Source organism: Alkalibacter saccharofermentans DSM 14828, assembly GCF_900128885.1.
Classification (GTDB): domain Bacteria; phylum Bacillota; class Clostridia; order Eubacteriales; family Alkalibacteraceae; genus Alkalibacter; species Alkalibacter saccharofermentans.
The window spans coordinates 54,174-74,285 of record NZ_FQTU01000006.1 but is presented as its reverse complement, the minus strand read 5'-3'; the positions used below and the strand labels follow the sequence as shown (position 1 = coordinate 74,285).

Annotated in this window: 18 protein-coding genes; 16 read left to right on the top strand and 2 right to left on the bottom strand. The window is 42.0% G+C overall.

The window, feature by feature from the left end:
* Positions 1-107 precede the first annotated feature (107 nt).
* The 4 genes from BUB93_RS05545 to BUB93_RS05530 are packed head-to-tail and all read left to right on the top strand — an operon-like array spanning position 108 to position 6,260.
* Positions 108-1,028, top strand: coding sequence for a sugar-binding transcriptional regulator (locus tag BUB93_RS05545; protein WP_073270097.1), 921 nt, complete (start codon positions 108-110; stop codon positions 1,026-1,028).
* A gap of 50 nt (positions 1,029-1,078) precedes the next feature.
* Positions 1,079-2,407 carry a dihydrolipoamide acetyltransferase family protein gene (locus BUB93_RS05540; RefSeq protein ID WP_073270155.1) on the top strand — a complete coding sequence of 443 codons (1,329 nt, stop codon included), beginning with the start codon at positions 1,079-1,081 and terminating at the stop codon, positions 2,405-2,407.
* A 12-nt stretch (positions 2,408-2,419) separates the two neighbouring features.
* Positions 2,420-3,778: a dihydrolipoyl dehydrogenase gene (gene lpdA, locus BUB93_RS05535; RefSeq protein ID WP_073270096.1), complete on the top strand. Its 1,359-nt coding sequence runs from the start codon at positions 2,420-2,422 to the stop codon at positions 3,776-3,778.
* A 16-nt stretch (positions 3,779-3,794) separates the two neighbouring features.
* Positions 3,795-6,260, top strand: coding sequence for an alpha-ketoacid dehydrogenase subunit alpha/beta (locus tag BUB93_RS05530; RefSeq protein WP_073270095.1), 2,466 nt, complete (start codon positions 3,795-3,797; stop codon positions 6,258-6,260).
* A 56-nt stretch (positions 6,261-6,316) separates the two neighbouring features.
* On the opposite strand, the gene BUB93_RS05525 is transcribed toward BUB93_RS05530, so the two are convergent.
* Complete coding sequence (locus tag BUB93_RS05525; protein WP_073270094.1) at positions 6,317-6,679, bottom strand: metal-dependent transcriptional regulator; 363 nt, start codon at positions 6,677-6,679, stop codon at positions 6,317-6,319.
* 179 nt (positions 6,680-6,858) lie between these two features.
* Here BUB93_RS05525 and BUB93_RS05520 point away from each other — a divergent pair, with 179 nt between their 5' ends.
* From BUB93_RS05520 to BUB93_RS05495, 6 genes are all read left to right on the top strand, one after another.
* Positions 6,859-7,080, top strand: coding sequence for a FeoA family protein (locus BUB93_RS05520; RefSeq protein WP_073270093.1), 222 nt, complete (start codon positions 6,859-6,861; stop codon positions 7,078-7,080).
* Positions 7,077-8,852 carry a ferrous iron transporter B gene (locus tag BUB93_RS05515; protein WP_073270092.1) on the top strand — a complete coding sequence of 592 codons (1,776 nt, stop codon included), beginning with the start codon at positions 7,077-7,079 and terminating at the stop codon, positions 8,850-8,852. The genes BUB93_RS05520 and BUB93_RS05515 overlap by 4 nt, the downstream gene beginning before the upstream one ends.
* A 21-nt stretch (positions 8,853-8,873) precedes the next feature.
* On the top strand, positions 8,874-9,425 hold the full coding sequence (locus BUB93_RS05510; RefSeq protein ID WP_073270091.1) for a nicotianamine synthase family protein: 552 nt from the start codon (positions 8,874-8,876) through the stop codon (positions 9,423-9,425).
* Positions 9,425-10,405: a lysylphosphatidylglycerol synthase transmembrane domain-containing protein gene (locus BUB93_RS05505; RefSeq protein WP_073270090.1), complete on the top strand. Its 981-nt coding sequence runs from the start codon at positions 9,425-9,427 to the stop codon at positions 10,403-10,405. Before BUB93_RS05510 ends, BUB93_RS05505 begins: the two co-directional genes overlap by 1 nt.
* Positions 10,398-10,943 (top strand): CDP-diacylglycerol--serine O-phosphatidyltransferase, encoded by a 546-nt coding sequence (gene pssA / locus BUB93_RS05500; RefSeq protein WP_073270089.1) that lies wholly within the window; start codon positions 10,398-10,400, stop codon positions 10,941-10,943. The genes BUB93_RS05505 and pssA overlap by 8 nt, the downstream gene beginning before the upstream one ends.
* 122 nt (positions 10,944-11,065) lie before the next feature.
* Entirely contained in the window at positions 11,066-12,505 is a 1,440-nt protein-coding gene (locus BUB93_RS05495) for a nicotinate phosphoribosyltransferase (protein ID WP_073270088.1), read from the top strand.
* A gap of 281 nt (positions 12,506-12,786) precedes the next feature.
* Here BUB93_RS05495 and BUB93_RS05490 read toward each other — a convergent pair whose 3' ends face one another.
* Positions 12,787-13,479: a hypothetical protein gene (locus BUB93_RS05490; RefSeq protein ID WP_073270087.1), complete on the bottom strand. Its 693-nt coding sequence runs from the start codon at positions 13,477-13,479 to the stop codon at positions 12,787-12,789.
* Positions 13,480-13,734: 255 nt separating this feature from the next.
* On the opposite strand from BUB93_RS05490, the gene BUB93_RS05485 reads away from it, so the two are divergent.
* The 6 genes from BUB93_RS05485 to BUB93_RS05460 all read left to right on the top strand — a co-directional run bounded on the left by BUB93_RS05485 (position 13,735) and on the right by BUB93_RS05460 (position 20,070).
* The gene (locus BUB93_RS05485; RefSeq protein WP_073270086.1) at positions 13,735-15,471 is read left to right on the top strand and encodes a phospho-sugar mutase; all 1,737 of its coding nucleotides are present in this window, start codon (positions 13,735-13,737) and stop codon (positions 15,469-15,471) included.
* Positions 15,471-16,571 (top strand): aminopeptidase, encoded by a 1,101-nt coding sequence (locus BUB93_RS05480; RefSeq protein ID WP_073270085.1) that lies wholly within the window; start codon positions 15,471-15,473, stop codon positions 16,569-16,571. The genes BUB93_RS05485 and BUB93_RS05480 overlap by 1 nt, the downstream gene beginning before the upstream one ends.
* Before the next feature lie 147 nt (positions 16,572-16,718).
* Positions 16,719-17,399 (top strand): transaldolase family protein, encoded by a 681-nt coding sequence (locus BUB93_RS05475; protein WP_073270084.1) that lies wholly within the window; start codon positions 16,719-16,721, stop codon positions 17,397-17,399.
* Between the two features lies 1 nt (position 17,400).
* Positions 17,401-17,874 carry a COG2426 family protein gene (locus BUB93_RS05470; RefSeq protein WP_073270083.1) on the top strand — a complete coding sequence of 158 codons (474 nt, stop codon included), beginning with the start codon at positions 17,401-17,403 and terminating at the stop codon, positions 17,872-17,874.
* A gap of 165 nt (positions 17,875-18,039) precedes the next feature.
* Positions 18,040-18,693, top strand: a complete 654-nt coding sequence (locus tag BUB93_RS05465) for an acetate uptake transporter (protein WP_073270082.1) — start codon at positions 18,040-18,042, stop codon at positions 18,691-18,693.
* An 81-nt stretch (positions 18,694-18,774) separates the two neighbouring features.
* Positions 18,775-20,070: a glutamate-5-semialdehyde dehydrogenase gene (locus BUB93_RS05460; RefSeq protein WP_073270081.1), complete on the top strand. Its 1,296-nt coding sequence runs from the start codon at positions 18,775-18,777 to the stop codon at positions 20,068-20,070.
* The last annotated feature ends 42 nt before the right edge of the window (positions 20,071-20,112 follow it).

Here is a 20,112-nt window from a genome sequence, read left to right as displayed (position 1 = left end):
TTTCAAGAAATCCACAAATAAACAATATTTCTGACTTGAACAAATGTTCAATGTGAGGTATAATAATTAGTAGTTAAAGGATTACAACAGGGAAGAAGGGGTGGAATATGGATTATTCAAAGAATCTTTTGATCAAAGTATGCGAATTCTACTATAACATGAACATGAACCAACAGCAAATTGCAAATAAATTGAATATATCTAGAGTAAAGGTATCAAGGCTCTTAAGCGAAGCCAAGAACAAGGGAATCGTCAAAATAGAAATCAGATATCCCGGAGACAACTGCATTCAAACGGAGGGTCTTTTGGAAAATAGATATGGTCTGGAGGAAGCTGTAATAATTTCTTCAAAGGACAAGTCGGAAGATCTCGTGTTTTCGGAGGTCACAAAAATAGCCGCAGAATTCATGGAAGAAAAGATTACCCCAAAGGATATAATCGGCTTAGCTTGGGGGAGAACTATAAAAAACATGACATATAGGATTCCCCAGATAAACAAGGGCAAGCATGCGGTACAGCTATTAGGCAACATCGGATCAATAGATGTAAGTGGAGACGTGATAGTCAGAAAAATTGCAAATGCCTTGGGAACCAGCATGTCCCTTCTGCCTGCTCCTGCTATTGTAGACAGCAAGCATATAAAAGAAGCTATTATGAGCGACGGCAAGATAAAAAGCATATTTGAAGATCAGAAGAAATGCACCATTGCTTTTGTAGGAATCGGCGAAGCTAACGAAAAGTCGATTTTAGTTGAAACAGGCTACTTAAAAGAAGAGGATTTAACAGATCTTAAAAATGCAAAGGCTAAAGGTGAGATCTGCGGAAGATTCATAGACGAAAAGGGAGAGCTATGCAAATGCTCCATTGATGAGAGAGTCCTGGGGATTTCTTTCGAAGATTTAAAAAACATACCCCTGGTGGTGGCTATCGCCACAGGAAAAGAGAAGGCTGAAGCTATGAAGGCGGTTTTGAAAAGTGGAGCTGTCAACGTTTTGATAACCGATGAAGTAACTGCAAGCCTATTATGATGTGAACAATGCATGCAAATGCAATAAATTTTATAGAGGAAGGTGAAATCATGGCACATGTTGTAAACATGCCCCAGATTGGTCTTAATGAAGAGAGCAACATGATAAGCTCCTGGCAAAAGGAAGTAGGGGACAAGGTTTCCGTTGGAGACGTGTTGTTTTCAATTGAAACTGACAAGTCTTCAATGGATGTTGAATCCGAGTTTGAAGGAGTGCTGTTAAAAAAGTTCTACGATGAGTGGGATGCATGTGAGGTGCTTACTCCCGTTTGTATTATCGGAGAAGAAGGGGAGGATGTAAGCGATTACGTTGTTGGGGAAGATAAACCTGCTGAAAGCAAGCCTTTAGAAGAAGCGAAAGAAGTAAAAGAGGTTTCGGTGGAAGTTTCAAAAATAGATGAACAACCCTCTGAAACAGAAAAAATCTTCACAGGTATTTCTCCCAGAGCTAAAAATCTAGCAAAGAAGCAGGGAGTAGATTTTAATCTCGCAAAAGGCAGCGGACCATACGGAAGGATAATAGAAAGAGACATATATAAGCTTATGAAGGAAGGCCCTGTAGCTACAAAAGCAGCCGCTCTTTCAGGGAAGGATGCCTCGGTAGAAGGAACGGGAATGGGTGGAAAGGTAACCACTTCTGATTTAGGCAAGCAGGCGATTGGGGAATCAACAGGCGCAAAAACTGAAAGCGAATACTCGATAGAGAAGCTTTCCAATGTTCGCAAGATCATATCTGCAAATCTGGTGGCATCGCTGCAAAATACTGCCCAGTTGACATTAAACGCATCTTTTGATGCAACTGAAATCTTAAACTACAGGCAGATAGTCAAGGCAAACAGCGATGAGGACGTAGCGAAGATAACATTAAATGATATGGTGATGTACGCAGTAGCAAGGACGGTGAAGGATTTTTCATATATGAATGCGCATTTGGTGGACGAGGAAATGAGGATGTTTAAAGATGTAAACTTGGGCTTTGCTTGCGACTCGCCGAGAGGGCTGATGGTTCCCACGCTAAGGGGGGCAAACAAGCTCAGTCTCCTGGAAGTGTCAAAAGGCATAAAGACTCTTGCAGGACAGTGCCAACAAGGCAATATCGACCCGGCAAAGCTTCAGGGAGCCACGTTCACCGTAACGAATTTAGGGAACCTTGGGGTAGAAAACTTCACCCCGGTAATCAATCCCCCACAGACGGGAATTCTAGGCATTGGGAAAATAGAATATAAAATCAAAAAGACTGAGGATGGATTTGTCAATTATCCTGCTATGTATCTTTCTTTGACCATAGACCACAGGGCAGTTGATGGTGCTCCTGGAGCAAGATTCATACAGTCGCTTATGGAGAACCTGGAGAACTTCAGCGTTTTGCTGGCAAAATAAAGGAGGCTTACGATGTACGATTTAATCGTTGTCGGAGGAGGTCCGGCAGGATATATATCAGCTGAGAGGGCAGGTCATGGTGGACTTAAGACCCTGCTCATAGAAAAAGCAAGTGTGGGAGGGGTCTGCTTAAATGAAGGATGCGTGCCTTCCAAGACGCTTTTGCATTCGGCAAAGATCTACGACTATGCAAAGGGTGGAGAAAAATACGGAGTATGCTGCAAAGAGGTATCCTACGATCAGGATAAGGTTATCGATAGAAAAGATGGAGTAGTAAAAAAGCTGGTAGGGGGCGTAAAAGCCGCATTAAAAGCAAATAATGTAGAGCTTTTGGAAGCTGATGCCCATATAAAGGGAAAAGACAAGGAAGGATTTTTGGTCGAGGCTGGCGGACAAGTCTACAAAGCCAAATACCTGCTGATTGCAACAGGCTCAGGCGTGCTCGTGCCGCCCATACCTGGTCTGAGAGAAGGGCTTGATGAAGGCGCAGTTCTTACAAATAAAGAGATTTTAAGTCTAAGAGAGATACCAGAAAGCCTGGTAGTAATCGGCGGAGGAGTAATAGGACTTGAAATGGCATCCTACTACAACAGCGTAGGAAGCAAAGTCACCGTGGTGGAGATGCTTGAAAAAATAGCAGGTCAAAATGATGAAGAGTTAAGCCGCATACTCCAGGGAAACTTAAAGTCAAAGGGAATAGAGTTTATTCTCGGAGCAAAGGTAACTAAAGTGGATGGAAACAAAGTTGTGTTTGAAAAGGAAGGCAAGGAAAGGGAGGTTTCCGGGTCGAAGATACTTTTAAGCATCGGTCGAAGACCGACGACTGAGGGAATAGGACTGGAAAACATTTCGGTTAACATGAAACGTGGAGCTGTCGTTACCGATGAGCAGATGAAGACCAATATCCCCGGAGTATATGCAGCAGGAGATGTAAACGGTAAATCCATGCTTGCCCACACTGCTTACAGGGAAGGGGAAGTCGCGATAAACAATATCTTAGGAAAGAAAGACATTATGAGATACCAGGCCGTACCTTCTGTTATTTATACGCATCCTGAGGTTGCAAGCGTAGGGGAGACTGAAAGCACAGCGAAAGATAAGGGTCTGGATTTTACAGTCAAAAAGATCTCCAATAATTACAGCGGACGATACATGGCGGAAAATGAACGGGGAGACGGCATAACCAAGATCTTGATAGATAATGAGTACGACAGGATAATAGGAGTTCAAATCATAGGTAGCTATGCATCGGAAATAATATACGGAGCAGGACTGATGATAGAGACGGAACTTCCGGTAGGAGATATAAAAGAACTGGTATTTCCCCATCCTACGGTTAGCGAAGTCATCAGGGAAGCACTTTTTAGTTAAATAAAGGAGGATAATAATGACAAAGAGCATATTTATAAATCCAAAGGAAATAAGAAAACCCGGACAGCTTGAGTTTAAGCCAATTATGTTAAATCAGTATCAAAAAAAGGTATCAGACGTAAAAGATGAATTTTCAAAAGAAGAACTCGTCAAAATGTACCGTGACATGACAATGATCAGGGAATTTGAAACAATGATACAGGATTTAAGATCTACAGGAGCTTACGAAGGAATCAAATATGACTATTCAGGTCCGGCGCACTTGTACATAGGCCAGGAAGCTACTGCGGTGGGACAGGCATTTACTCTTGATAAAAACGACTTGGTTTTCGGAACCCATAGAAGCCACGGTGAGCTTATAGCAAAGGGAATGAGCGCCCTTGAAAAATTAAGTGACGACGAGCTCGTAAAAATAATGGAAGAGTCGAGTGGCGGTGACCAGCTTAAAGTTGTGGAAAAGGATTTTGAGGGAAGCGTAAAGGACTTGGCTGCAAAGTTCTACATGTACGGAATCACAGCTGAAATATTCGGCAGGAAAAACGGATTTGCACAGGGACTTGGAAACTCTATGCATGCGTTTTTCATACCATTTGGAGTATATCCAAACAACGCCATAGTAGGGGGCAGCGCTCCTGTTGCATTGGGAGCAGCCCTTTACAAGAAGATAAACAAACAAAGCGGCATAGTAATAGCAAATGCAGGCGATGGATCATTGGGATGCGGCCCTGTCTGGGAGTCCATGAGCATGGCTGGAATGGATCAGCTTAAAGTGCTATGGGATGAAGCCCATAAAGGTGGTCTTCCTATCGTATTTAACTTCAACAACAATGGATACGGCATGGGAGGTCAAACTGTGGGTGAAACCATGGCCTACCAGACACTTGCAAGAGTAGGAGCAGGAATAAACCCTGAACAGATGCATGCAGAGAGAATCGATGGGTACAATCCATTGGCGATAATAGATGCTCTTAAGAGAAAAAGAGAGATACTAAAAAAGGGAGATGGCCCGGTTCTTTTAGATGTAGTTACCTACAGGCTCTGTGGACACTCCACATCCGACACAGGCCCTTACAGGTCAAAAGAGGAGCTAGAAGCATGGACGTCTATGGATTCTATGAAGGATTTCAAAGCCCAGTTGATAGAAGCAAGCGTGGCCACTGAAGAGGAGCTTGCCGCGGTTGAACAAAACACTAAAAAACTTATCGTTGACGTATTCAAGCTGACTATAGATGATGAAGTTTCGCCAAGAATGGACATATTTGCCCAACCTGATTCCATCGAAAAGTACATGTTTTGCAATGAGAAAAAGGAAAAGATGGCAGAGGGTGAACCTGATGTTCTTGCGCCTAAGGAAGAAAACTCGAGAATACAGAGAATGGCAAAAAAAGAACGTGTGGGCATGAAAGACGGAAAACCGGTTCCTTCGGTTAAAGTGGTCCAGTTTAGAGACGCAGTGTTCGAATCGCTAATGGATAAGTTCTATACCGACCCGACCCTAATAAGCTTTGGAGAAGACTTGAGAGACTGGGGAGGAGCTTATGGAGTTTACAAGAACATGGAAGAATCCATTCCTTATCACAGACTTTTCAACTCGCCGATATCTGAATCTGCAATAGTGGGAGCGGCAGTAGGATATGCTATGCTTGGAGGAAGAAGCGTTCCTGAGCTTATGTACTGCGATTTTATGGGCAGGGCAGGAGATGAGATTTTCAACCAGCTGGCAAAATGGCAATCCATGACAGCAGGACAGCTGAAGATGCCTGTAGTCCTAAGGGTTTCGGTAGGAGCAAAATATGGGGCCCAACATTCTCAGGACTGGTCTTCCCTTTGTGCCCATGTTCCTGGACTTAAAGTTGTTTTCCCGGCAACTCCATACGATGCAAAAGGTCTTTTAAATTCGGCTTTAAACGGAACAGATCCAGTGGTGTTCTTTGAAAGCCAAAGATTATATGGAGTAGGTGAGATGTTTAATCCTGAGGGGGTACCTGAAGAATATTATGAAATCCCCATAGGAGAACCGGATATAAAAAGAGTAGGAAAAGACATAACCATACTTAGCATCGGTGCTACTTTATATAATGCCATGAAAGCAGCCGAAGAGCTCGAGGACAAATATGGAATCAGCGCAGAAGTGATAGATGCAAGAAGCGTAGTGCCATTTAACTACGAGCCTGTAATTGAGTCTGTCAAAAAGACGGGCAGGATACTTCTCACAAGCGACGCTTGCCAAAGAAACTCTGTCTTGAATGACTTTGCTCAGAACATTTCCGAGCTGGCATTTGATTACTTGGATGCGCCTCCGGTAGTTGTGGGGGCGAGGAACTGGATAACTCCAATATACGAACTTGAAGATCATTTCTTCCCTCAACCTGACTGGATATTAGACGCCGTAAATGAGAAGATTCTCCCACTGGAAGGTCATAAGCCGAAGTTCAACTTTACCAAAGGAGAACAGATAAGAAGAAACCAATTGGGTGTTTAAAACAATAGAATCAAGATATGAAACCCCGCTTACATGGCGGGGTTTTTCTGTATCTTTTATTTGTCGTTATATTTTTTGATTTTTTCAAAAGCCTCATTGCTGATTACGTGTTCCATGCGACAAGCATCTTCTTCCGCAGTTTTTTCAGATACACCGATATTTATAAGGAAGTCCTTTATGGCTCTATGTCTATCGTAGATTTCTGCAGCTTTTTTTTGTCCCTCTTCTGTTAGCTCGATTATTCCGGATTTGCCCATAGTTATCAGGTTGTCCTTTTTTAAAAGTGACATGGCTCGGCTGATGCTGGCTTTTGTATATTCAAGCTTGTGGGCAATATCTATGGATCGGACTTGACCAAGCTCTTTTTGTAAAAGGAGGATTGTCTCCAAATAATTTTCTCTAGATTCTTGTACCTTCATATTTTCCTCCTGTAAGTATTTTAATAATAAATTAATCTTATCATTTTTTATGTTGGTTTACAATCTCCCGAATACTTTAGTCAAAGTATTGACAAAGTCGAGTTAGCTGTGGTAAACTTCGGTTATTAAATTGAGTTAGCATACACTAACTGAACGGACCAACGGGAAGGAGGATAATTATGAGCTTAAATAAAGTCGAAAAAGGCAAGTACTACAAAATCAAGTCAGTGCCGGACATGGACATTCTAAAATCATTGGGTGTCAGGGAAAACGATACTGTATTTAAAAAGCACACATATATCTGGGGAGGACCTACTCTTCTCGAGATTGATTCAAGAGAGATTGCTATAAGCAATGCCATTGCCTCGTCCATAAGCGTAGAGGAGAGTGAAGTTGCTTGAGTTGCCATGATATAAATGAAAAGGAAATAAAGAAGCATCTATCTCAAAAAAACAAGATTCTTCTGATGGGAAACCCCAATGTAGGCAAGAGCGTGTTTTTCAGCCGCATGACCGGGATGGATGCCATTAGCTCAAATTACTCAGGAACTACGGTAAGCTATACCCAGGGGGATATGAAACTTTCTGATAAGGGATATACACTGATAGACGTGCCTGGAGTATTTTCTTTAAAATCTACTTCAGAAGCCGAAGATGTGGCAGAAAAATTTTTATCCAGTGAACCGGAAGCCATAATTTGCGTCTTGGATGCCACGAACCTTCAAAGGAGCCTGGAGCTTGCGTTGGAGCTTAAATCCTACGGCATCCCTACAGCATATGCCCTTAATTTTTTAGATGTAGCCAAAAGAGAAGGAATAGAGATCAATGTTGGGATGCTTTCAAAGCTTTTAGATTCTCCTGTAGTTGAGACAATAGCAGTTAAATCATCTGGGTTTGAGGAGCTTAAAGAGGCTGTTGTAGAACTTTTGAAAAAAGCAGAATGCAGAGGATGCGAAAAGTCGGGCTGTGGATCTTGTCCCAAAGGGCGAGAAGAGATTTATGATACAGCTAGGGAAATTACAAAGAAGGTAAGAAAAACAAATGCTAAAGCGGACAGAAATAAGACTAGAATCAGCGATTGGATGATAAGACCGTCCACAGGAGTTCCAATTGCGGTCTTAATTATGGCCTTGTCTTTGGGAATGATCGTAGGAGGAGGAAAAGCCCTTAGGGCTGTATTTTTTCTTCCGTTGGTTAATGGTATAATCGTTCCTTTTTTCAAGAATATATTTACATCTATAATACCTGAAGGAATAATACAAAACGTGCTTATTGGCGAGTACGGAATATTTGTTATTGGGTTCGAATGGCCTATAGCGCTTATATTTCCATACGTATTTTTATTTTATGTCGTATTTTCATTTTTGGAAGATATGGGGTATCTGCCGAGACTTGGAATACTTTTTGACAACCTTATGAGCAGGTTTGGAATGCAAGGCGGGAGCATAATAAATATCATGATGGGATATGGCTGTGCAATTCCTGCAATAATCGGAACTAGGGCATGCACTACAAAAAAAGAGCGCTTGGTCGTTACTACATTAGTATGCGTGACCATACCGTGCATATCCCAAACAGGTGCATTGATCGAGCTTATAAGCAGCAAATCATATTTGATTTTTTTACCTCTAGCACTGATTTCATTGATAGTGTTCATATCGGTGGCGAGCTTAGCAGGACGGTTTATAAACGGAAAGGTCGACCCCATGATAATACAAATTCCCAACCTGTTGATCCCCGATAAAAAAACATACGGGAAAAAACTAATGATAAGAATGAAGCATTTTTTAATAGAAGCAGAAGGGCCTATGTTTTTTGCAATAGTCATAGCAGCTTTGTTTAAAGAAACCGGCTTTCTGGATGTAATCGCAGCAGCATCATCCCCTTTGGTACAAGGGTGGCTTGGACTTCCCCAGCAGGCGGCAGATGGCTTGTTACTGGGCATCGTGAGGCGGGAAATGTCAATCGCTCCATTAGTAGGGCTAAACCTTACGTCGCTGCAAGTACTGGTAGCTGGGTTGGTGTCGTTGTTTTACTTGCCGTGTCTTTCAGTTTTCGGCATCATAGCTTCCGAATTCAATGCTAAAACCGCTGCTGGCATTGCCGTGGCAACTACGTGCTTTGCATTTTTGATCGGTGGCTTGGTAAACCAAATTGGATTGAGGTTGTTTTAAATATGGAAAGTGAGTGAAAAAATGGTTATGACAAGGTTCACCCAGTATCTAGAGGATAAAGTGACCCAAAGCAAGATTCTTTTTTCAGGACTTCTGCGTTGTTATATGAAAGTAATAAAAAACGAAGCAGAGCTTGCAGGAATAGACAAAGACGACCATGTGCTTTTCATAGGAGGAGGAGCTGCTCCTTGCTCGGCGATAGCCATGCAAAAGCTCACAGGAGCTAAAGTCACCGTTATCGACAATGATAGGGATTGTATACGAAAATCAAAGGCTTTGGCAAAAAAAATGAATTTCAGCAAAGACATGATTAAAATCAAGCACATGGAAGGGGAATTTGTGGATGCCGGGGATTATAGCGTGATACATCTGGCTTTGCAAGTATCTCCAAAAGAAAAGGTCCTGGATAGAGTATATAAAACAATGAAACCTAATACTAGAGTTTTGGTCAGACATCCTAAAGAGAGCAGAAAGTGTTTTTATGACGTGAATTTAAGAAAAAGGTGCTCAGAATGCAGTATGGTGGAACATAAAAACTTTACAAATATTCAAGCTACGGCAATGTACTTGTGATGGAAAAAATAAAAAAGTATATTTATCTCGCAATAGCTTTACTGTTGGTCGTTATATTTAGGCAATTAAATATGACTCAGATAAAAGAAGATTTATTGCTTTTGCCCCCGGTTTTTTTAGTGTTATTGATAGCTTTACAGGTGTTTACCCAGACTATTATAAGCCTCCAGTGGTGTACTATATTGGAATGGAATGGCATGAGCCTTGGGTTTTGGAAGATGCTTTTAATAAATTTCAGAAGCTCAATTGTCGAAGCGATAACTCCGGGAGCTAAAATCGGTGGAGAAGCTTACAAGACAGTAGCATTAAAAAGGGAGCTAAGCTGTACGATGGAAAAATCAGCTTCCATAGTTGCTTTACAGAAAATGTTCAGCTTTTTCGGACTGACATCCCTTGCCGGATTCAGCGGGCTGTATTTTTTTATAATCAATGTCGATAATGGGAAAAACATTGGATGGGTTTTAGGATCCCTGGTAATGGCAGCTGTCTTAGGTTTAATGATTTATTCGTTTTTAAACCCCACGGCTGCAGGAGAAAAACTCAAAGGGAAAAACAAGATAGGCAAAATAGCTAAAAGTTTTTTTATTAGCTACGGAATATGTGTAACAAATATAAAGGAAAAACCATTTGGAGTGTTTAAGCAGTTGCTTATGACGTTTACTATGTGGATGACTTATCCTGTAAAACTATACATAATACTTTTGGCATTTAGCATTGATATAAGTATGTTGGGGGTAATCGCAATAACCTTTGGAGCTTATGTTGTCGGTACTTTGCCGGTAACGCCAGGAGGCATCGGAGGCTTTGAAATGACAATGTGTGGATTATTAGCGATGGTAAGTGGGGTAGGATTGGAACAGGCATTGGTAATATCCGTAATCTTCAGATTCATAACATTTTGGTTGGTAGTAGGAAGTGGGATTGTATTGACCGGGCTAGAGAAGATGCTGTTGTTCAAAAAAGAGGGATTGTATGATTAAGAATTTGCCGAATATCATGACAATGATAAATATATCTTTGGGAAGTCTCGCGGTGATCCTGCTTCTAGATAACAATCACGATGGAGTGTTATTGCCGGCGGCTTTTATTATCGCCGGAGGGATAATAGATGGACTAGATGGAAAGGTAGCGCGGTGGCTAAAAGCTGAAAGCGAGATGGGAAAACAGCTGGACTCCCTGGCTGACTTGATAACTTTTGGAATAGCCCCTGTCTGTCTGTTTATAAGCACCGATCTCTTAAGCCTGGGGGTTTCAGGTTACTCGGCACTTATATTTTACCCCGTATGCGGGGCTTTCAGGCTTGCGAGATACAATGTGGAGAGCTGTAACAAGTCCTTTACCGGAGTGCCGATAACCGTATGTGGAATGTCTCTTGCAGTTTTGCGATTGGCGTGCGAATCATATCATGTGGCGACGATGAATTTAAGTGGGCTTCTTGCCGTTGTCATATTTATCTGCTCACTTTTGATGATAAGCAGGATAAAGGTTCCAAGGCTAAACCATAAAAATTGTGCATGAGAGACTTGTTAATTAAAACCTATGAACATATTTAACCCTGCGAAGGCGGGGTTTTATTTATTGCATAATATTTTAGTGGAGTGTAAAATAATTATATTATATGATCGGAGGAACAAGCTTAAATGGAATTTAACAGGCGCAGGCAATTAGCCACGGATTATTATCAGCTTAGTATGAGCAATGTTTATGTCAATGAAGGAAAGGACGAAGATATCGCAGTATTTGACCTGTTTGTAAGAAGCAACCCATTCAACGGCGGGTATCTGGTATGCGCCGGGCTGGAGCAGGTAGTTGATTATCTCACGAATCTTAAATTTGACGAAAAAGATATAGATATACTAAAGAACAACCACCCGGAGCTGACAGAAAAATTCTTGGATTATCTGAGAAATTTCCGTTTCACAGGGGAAATTTACGGGATACCTGAGGGCTCTATAGTTTTTCCTCACGAGCCTTTGATTCGAATAAAAGCTCCTTTGATACAGGCTCAAATAATAGAAACACCACTTCTCAGCATCGTTAATCATCAGACTCTAATTGCTACCAAGGCCGCTAGGATAGTACAGGCAGCAGAAGGAGATGCGGTGCTTGAATTTGGCTTAAGGCGTGCCCATGGATCTGAAGCTGGACTTTATGGAGCCAGAGCCGCTGTTATCGGGGGCTGTGTGGGGACAAGCAATGTGGAAAGTGAAGACCTTATAAAGCTGCCTGCCAAAGGTACCATGTCTCATAGCTATGTATTAAGCTATGCCTCGGAATACGATGCGTTTTGGACATATACCAAGTACAATCAGGACAACCTGATTTTCCTGGTAGATACTTACAACACTTTGGAATCAGGGGTGCCAAATGCCATAAGAGTATTCTCAAAACTGAGGGATGAAGGCAGACTTCCGAAAACCTACGGAATAAGGCTTGATTCTGGGGACTTGGCTTATTTGAGCAAGGAGGCAAAAACCATGCTGGTCGAAAATGGATTTGATGATGCTGTGATCAGCGCGTCTTCTGATCTTGACGAGTACCTTGTGAGGGATTTAAAGCTTCAGGGAGCTCAGATAAATCTTTGGGGAGTAGGCACTAAACTTATAACAGCGTACGATCAGCCGGCACTGGGTGCCGTTTACAAACTGGCCCAAATCGATAGCAAAGGGGAAATTACAAATAAGCTTAAGATATCTAATGATCCCGGGAAAATAACCAATCCAGGCTACAAAAGGGTGGTGAGGTTGTACGACAAGGATTCAAACAAGGCCTTGGCGGATTTGATAATGCTTGATGACGAGAAAATTGATGAAAAAAAGCCCCTTACCATCTTCCATCCGGTTCACACATGGAAGAAAAGGGTGCTGACTAATTTTTATGTAAAGGAAATGATGGTTCCGGTCATAATCGACGGCAAACCTGTGTATAAATCTCCTTCCATAAGTGAAATGCAGCAACATTTGAAAAACGAGTTTGAAACCATGTGGCCAGCAACTACAAGATTTACCAATCCCCATGAATATCATGTGGATTTATCTGACAAGCTTTGGAACATGAAGCTTGGGATACTTAACCAGTGAAAGTGGAAAGTTGGAAAGGAAAAACCTTTTTACCACGAAGGACACTAAGTGGTTGTAGGGTAGGGTCTCTGTGCCCTACCACAGACCCCAATAAAACTCCATCCAAACTTACATCTTAATCACTTAAATCTTAAAACTTTTTACCGAGACGAAGTTTCATTTCTCGACTGCGTAGCAGTCATTTCCCGTGCGGCAGAGCCGGACAATAAACAGTCGCTTCAGCGACTAATACGACTGTTTCCCAACCGTGCTTAAGGCACTTTAGACTAGCGAAGATATTCTCACTCTTCGCTTTCTTCATCGTCCATATCACCCTCTTCTTCAAGGGTCTGAATCTCTTCCTCTTCCTCAACTAAATAAATTATCCTCAATATATTGGTCTCGAGCCCCAGCCTATCCTGAAGCTCACGTGAGATTTCGAGGTTAACTTCCGTTCCCGGGCTTAGATCTCTGAACATGTAAGTCGCAGAAGAAATATTTGCTTCGTCTATCCCGGATGTTTCCGAGGGCCTGACATCTAAAAATTGGATGTGATTTGAAAAAAGGCTGCCGCTTAATTTGCCCAGGTTTCGTATTTGTGCAGGCAATGCCCTATATTGATTTTGTGCCTCTTCTACAGTGATGCTGAAAGTATCAACATCCAGTTCTATCAATCCGTCGGAGCTGATGTCCTCTTCATTCACCTGGACCATGTAGTTCCATTCCATTTTCGCCAATGTCAAAAGATCTGCTTCAGAAACGTAACCGGTCATGATTTGGATAAAATCCCTATTATATTGGATTTGGCTGTTCAGTTCCTCGATATCCTCTTCCAGGCCTGTTATTTTTTCGTTTAGTCTTTCTATTCTTGATTCAAGCTCAATTATCTTCGAGTCTTTTATGGCATCTTCATCCTCTACCGGGGACTTGTCTTGACAACCGGAAAAAATAACTAGAGAGGAAATTGCAAGTATTATAAAAATCTTTTTTATCAAAAGAACACCTCCGTGTTTTGCAGGTATTTCCTACAAAAATTCATGATAATTTTAACACAATTAAGAAATTTAATCAAATAAAGGCGAAAGCAGCATGCCCAATATTTTGCTACTATTTATTACTAATTAAAATAGATTTATGGTATAATATTGTCATATTAAGCCAAGTGTAATGTGCTTGGATATACTTCATGAGAGAAACGCCGGCCGCATGTAAGATGGCCGGCGAACCTATAACTACAAGGGGATGATGAAATGTTATATGAAGAAAAATGTCAAAATTGGTTAAAAAGCGATTATGTAAAAGAAGAGGATAAAGAGGAGCTTAAAAAAGTCCTTAATGACCCAAAGGAGCTGGAAGACAGGTTTTATAGAAACCTCGAGTTTGGTACTGCAGGCCTAAGGGGCATAATGGGAATGGGCACCAATAGGATGAATACATATATCGTAGACATAACTACTCAAGGGCTGGCAAACTATATTTCAAAGTGGGGACAAAAGGCAATGGAAAGAGGCGTGGTAATTGCCTATGACTCTAGAAACAATTCGGAGTTATTTGCCGAAACAGCAGCGTTGGTCCTGGCAGGCAACAATATCAATACATATCTATTTGATTCCTTGCGTTCGGTACCTCAGCTCTCCTACGCTATCAGAAAGCTGGGCTGTGTCAGCGGCATCGTCATCACGGCAAGCCACAATCCACCTGCATACAACGGTTACAAGGTTTACTGGGAAGAGGGCTATCAACTGCCCCCACAGGCAGCGGATGAAATCAGCGAAGAAATTAACAAGATAATGGATTTCAGCGCAATAAGAAAAACAGATAAAACAGCAGCTTTAGACAAAGGACTTTTAAAGATAATATCCGAAGAGATAGATGGACCTTACATAAATGAAATATTAAAAGGCATCACAAGAAAGGAGCTTATTGACAAATACGGTGAGGATATAAATATCGTCTACACGCCACTTCATGGATCCGGCAACGTGCCTCTTAGAAGAGCGTTAAAAGAAGCAGGATTCAAAAACGTTCATGTAGTTAAGGAGCAGGAGCTTCCTGACGGAAACTTTCCTACTGTCAAAGAGCCAAACCCTGAAAAGCCTGATGTATTCAAGCTAGCTATAGAGCTGGCCAATGAAAAAGGCGGAGACATACTTATGGGTACCGACCCTGATGCGGACAGACTGGGAGTAGCATATAAAAATCGGGATGGGGGTTACACTAACCTTACCGGAAACGAGATAGGGATTTTACTCGTAAAATATATGTTAACTACCATGAAGGAACAAAATAGACTCACTGACAAAGGAGTGATCATCAAGAGCATTGTTTCCACTGAGCTGGTAGAGGATATAGCAAAAAGCTACGGGGTGAAGCTGATCAATACTTTGACGGGTTTTAAATATATCGGCGAGCTGATTGAAGAATATTCAAAGACAAAAGTCAAGGATTTCATCATGGGTTTTGAGGAAAGTTACGGATATCTTTTAGGAACCCACTGTAGGGACAAGGATGCCATAATGACTGCCCTGGTACTTTCAGAGATGGTACTATACTATAAGGAGCATGATAAGGATCTTGGGGAAGTCTTGGACGATATTTACAAGGAGTACGGATATTGCATCGACCATATAATATCATTTGAAATGGCGGGCAAGGAAGGCGCCGGAAAGATCCAAAAGATCGTGGACTATTTCAGAAGAAGCATGCCGATGAAGTGGAATGATAAAAAAGTGACGGTTATAGAAGATTACCAGCTGGCAAAAAGAAACATAGTGGGAGAAGGAGCAGAAGATATAACGCTGCCAAAATCCAACGTGATAAAAGCTTATTTGGAGGACGGCACTTGGTTTTGCATCAGGCCTTCCGGCACAGAGCCAAAAATCAAGATATATTTTTCAGTAAGGGGCAATAGCAGGGATGAAGCGAAGATAAGCCTCGAGGAGCTGGTTAAAGAAATAAGGCAGCAAGTTGATGGAGTAATGGCCTGATGGACAGCAACCTGTTAGAAAAGTATGCAAGAACCTTGATTCAGTACTCGCTTTCAGTAAAAAAGGGAGATTTGGTAGTCATCCAAGGGTATAAGGAAGCTATGCCCTTGATTGAACTTTGCTACAGGGAAGTCCTAAATGCCGGAGCACATCCTCACGTTTTGATGCGGCACCAGCTGGATGAAATCCTCTTAAAAGTAGGAAGGGACGATCAGCTATCTTTTGAAAACCCGATATCAGAAGCTGTGATAATGAATGCTGACAAGATTTTGAACATCGGTGGATCTTCAAACACCAAGTATTTAAGCGGAGTTGAGCCCAAAAGGATCGCTTATTACCGTAAAAGCGGAAAAAGGCTCAACGAGCTGTACATGAACAGGGTGGACAATAATGAGCTTGATTGGACTCTGTGCATGTTTCCCACAGATTCTCTCGCTCAGGAAGCAGGGATGAGCCTTAGGGATTACGAGGACTTTGTGGCAGGAGCCTGTCTCCTTAAGGATGAAGATCCAGTTTTGGCTTGGAAAGAAGTAAGCAAAAACCAAGAGAAGGCAATAGAGTACCTCAAGGACAAGGAGACTATCAGGATAGTTTCAAGGGACACGGATGTGAGCATGAAGGTAGGTGGCCGGGTATGGATAAACTCAGATGGTCGAACCAATTTTCCAAGCGGGGAGGTCTTTACCGGACCTGTAGAAGATAGCGTTGAGGGCAAGATCAGATTTTCTTTTCCCGGCATATATGCAGGTCAGGAAATTGAAGATATTAAGCTTGTTTTCAAGAAAGGCAAAGTAATAGAGGCAAGTGCATCAAAAGGAGAAGAGCTTCTGCGAGAGCTTATCAACACTGATGAGGGAGCCTCCATGGTAGGAGAAGTTGCCATCGGGACTAATTACGGGATAGACAGATTCACCAAGAACATGCTCTATGACGAAAAGATGGGCGGAACCGTGCATATGGCTCTTGGAAAATCCTATGGGAAAAGCGGCGGGAAGAATATCTCGGCAATTCATTGGGACATGCTTTGCGACATGAAGGAGGGCGGAGAGATATACGCAGATGGTGAGCTTTTCTACAAGAATGGTAATTTTATGCTATGATTTTATCGTTAAAAATCTAAAAACATAAAGGGGACAGACTTAAGCTTAAATTAAAGCTAAGGAGCTGTCCCTTTATCAAGCTATTGCAACATAGCTGTTAAATTTGTATAATAGAGTTTGCACATTAGCAAGGAGAGGAAGTTCTAAATGAGAATTTTACTGGACACAGCAAATCTGGATGAAATAAAAAGAGGCATGGAATACTACTCCATAGAGGGGGTTACCACCAACCCTTCAATAATAGTAAAGGAAAATGTGGATTTCATCGATCACATGAAGGCATTGGCGGAGCTATTGGGCAAGGATAAAAAACTTTTTATTCAGGTAATAGCTACAGATGCAGATGGGATAGTGGACGATGCACTCCTTCTTAACGAGGTTGTAGATGCAGACCTTTACGTAAAGATACCCGTTACGCCGGAAGGCCTTAAAGCAATCAAGATGCTAAAGGAAAAGGGAATCAAGACAGCGGCGACTTCGATCATCAACTCACAGCAAGGGATGTTGGCAGTTCGTGCCGGGGCTAAGTATTTGATACCTTACGTAAACAGGGCAGACAACATCCTTGCAGACGGAGTAAATGCAGTGGGAGAGCTGGTGGACTTCATAGAAATTTACGGTCTTGACTGCGAAGTAGTAGCAGCGAGCTTTAAAAACATCCAGCAGGTGCACGGTTGCGCCATAAACAGGGTCCATGCAGTGACGATCCCTGGGGATTTACTGGACAGGCTGGCGTCTAACCACTTGACAGATTTCAGCGTTGAAGAGTTCAGCAAGAACTGGGATAAAGCTTATCCCGGAAAAAACAATATTAGGAGCATGATATAAAATGATTGAATTGTTATCGGGGCTACCCGACTGGATGAAGGTTTTCGTATCGGCAATGGTTCCGGTTTTTGAGCTTAGATTTTCAATTCCCTTTGGCATTCTGCTTTTGAGAATGCCCTATCTGGAAACATATATCATCAGCGTGATTGGATCTTTGATTCCTGCACCATTTATTTTATGGTTGATCCCTTCGATTTTGGAATGGATGAGAGGCACGAAAATTTTTAAAAGGCTTGGAGACTGGATTTATAACAGAGGTATGAACAAATCAGTGACCATTGAAAAGTACGGATACTTGGGGTTGGCCCTATTCGTAAGCGTGCCATTGCCCGGCACCGGGGTGTGGACGGGGTGTCTTGCGGCATCGCTTCTAGGACTGAAATTCAAAAAGAGCATGTTGGCAGCTATTGCAGGATCATCCCTGGCAGGAATTGCAGTCGCCGTGCTGACATCAATAGGAGCCATGGCTCTGTAAATAAGTGGGAATAACTGAGCAAAAGCGTTAATTTTCACCCAAATACAAGCATTATGTTGACATAATCATTGACAGCATGATGTTTTTTATTTATTATGTTAATTGTGTTGTTAAATAAACAACAATTAACAAATTTGAATCGTGAATTCAAGGGAGGAAATATTTTTGAAAGAAGAGACAAAAAACAATAAAATTATTTGGGCGGATCCGTCGGCATTGGGACTATTTGGTCTGGGAATGGTGACACTGGTGGCTTCGTCTCAGAAACTCGGCCTGACAGACGGATTGTCATTTGTGATTCCATGGGCTGTTTTTTTAGGCGCTTTTGCCCAATTGTACGCTAGCATCGTAGATGGTAAGCTAGGTAATACCTTCGGGATGACGGCCTTTGGGGCTTATGCATTCTTTTGGTTCGGAGTAGCATCGAGCTGGCTCATAAAATTGGGAGTTTTCGGAACTACGTTGGCTTCTGATGCGGATCCTCGTCAACTTGGGTTTGCCTTCCTTGGATACTTGATATTTACTGTAATGATGACAATAGGCGCAATGGAAACCAATAAGGTTCTGTTCAGCATATTCTTTTTAATAGACCTGCTTTTTATCGGCTTGTTTTTAAATTCATTTGGAGTGATGCCGGAGATTACCCACAATCTAGCTGCGGTGTCTGAGCTCGCAATAGCTATACTATCATTTTACGGAGCAGGTGCCTCTGTGCTCAACAAGCACTTCGGCAAAGAATTCATTCCGGTGGGGAAACCTTTTGGAATATTTAAAACCGCAGAGCCTGTTGGCATTTCGGAGCCAAAACTCAATATATAAGGCACAAAGTCGGTTGTTGCATATTTATCATCCCTATAGTATCATTATTATTAATATTTAATGATAATTGGAGGGAAAAACATGAACATAAATGAGGCTGCAAAAGCTGCAAAAGCTGCGTCGGTACATTTGGCAGCAGTTGAATCTAAAATCAAGGACAAAGCTTTGGCAGAAATAGCTAAAGAGCTTAAGGATAGAATAAAAGATATTGAAAAAGCAAATGCGGAAGATCTAAGCAGAAGCAAAGAAGAAAATCTGGCTGCCCCTCTTTTAAAAAGGCTCAAGTTTGATTCGGCGAAAGTCTTAGACGTGGTAGCTGGAATTGAGAGTCTCAGAAAATTGGAAGAGCCAGTTGGGAAGACCCTTTCGACTACGGCTCTTGACGATGATCTATTGCTTTATAAAGTCAGCTGCCCAATAGGGGTAATTGGCGTAATATTCGAATCAAGACCGGATGCATTGGTTCAAATATCAACTCTTTGCCTTAAAAGCGGAAACAGCGTCATCCTAAAGGGAGGCTCGGAAGCTAAGGAGACAAACAGAATCCTTTGGGAGATCATAAAGACCGCATCTGATAGAGCGGGGATCCCAGACGGCTGGGTACAGATTATAGAGACCAGAGAAGACGTGGGTGGCATGCTTAAGCTTGACGATTATATCGACTTGATAATACCCAGAGGATCAAACGACTTCGTGAAATACATAATGGAAAATTCAAACATACCTGTTCTGGGCCATGCGGATGGAATCTGCCATTGTTACGTAGACGACAAAGCAGATATAGACATGGCGGTGAGGATAGTTACCGATTCAAAGACCCAGTATGTTGCCGTATGCAATGCCACTGAGACCTTGTTGGTCAACGAAAAGGTTGCAGCCGGGTTTCTGCCTGCCCTTAAAGAATCTCTCGAAGCTAAAAGCGTGGAAATCCTGGGAGACGAAAGGGTAAGAGAGATCATTGACGTGGGAACGGCCACAGAAGAGGATTGGAAGACAGAATATCTGGATTATAAGCTCGCTATAAAAATGGTGGATAGCTTGGATGAAGCAATAGAGCATATCAACAAATACGGGTCAGGGCATACCGATGCCATAGTGACTTCGGATAAAAACAAGGTTGAGACTTTTATGAACCTAGTGGATTCAGGAAATGTGTTCTGGAACTGCTCTACAAGATTCAGTGACGGATTTAGATACGGATTCGGTGCAGAAGTTGGGATAAGTACCAATAAAATACACGCTAGAGGACCTGTAGGGCTTGACGGGCTGCTGATATATAAGTACAAGATGATAGGCCACGGCAACATCGTAGATGACTATGAGACCGGGAAAAAGACCTACAAGCATACAAAGCTTGACAAGGAGTTCAAGCTGTAGGCAAAGTTATCACCTATTGACTAGATAGGAAAACTGTGTTAT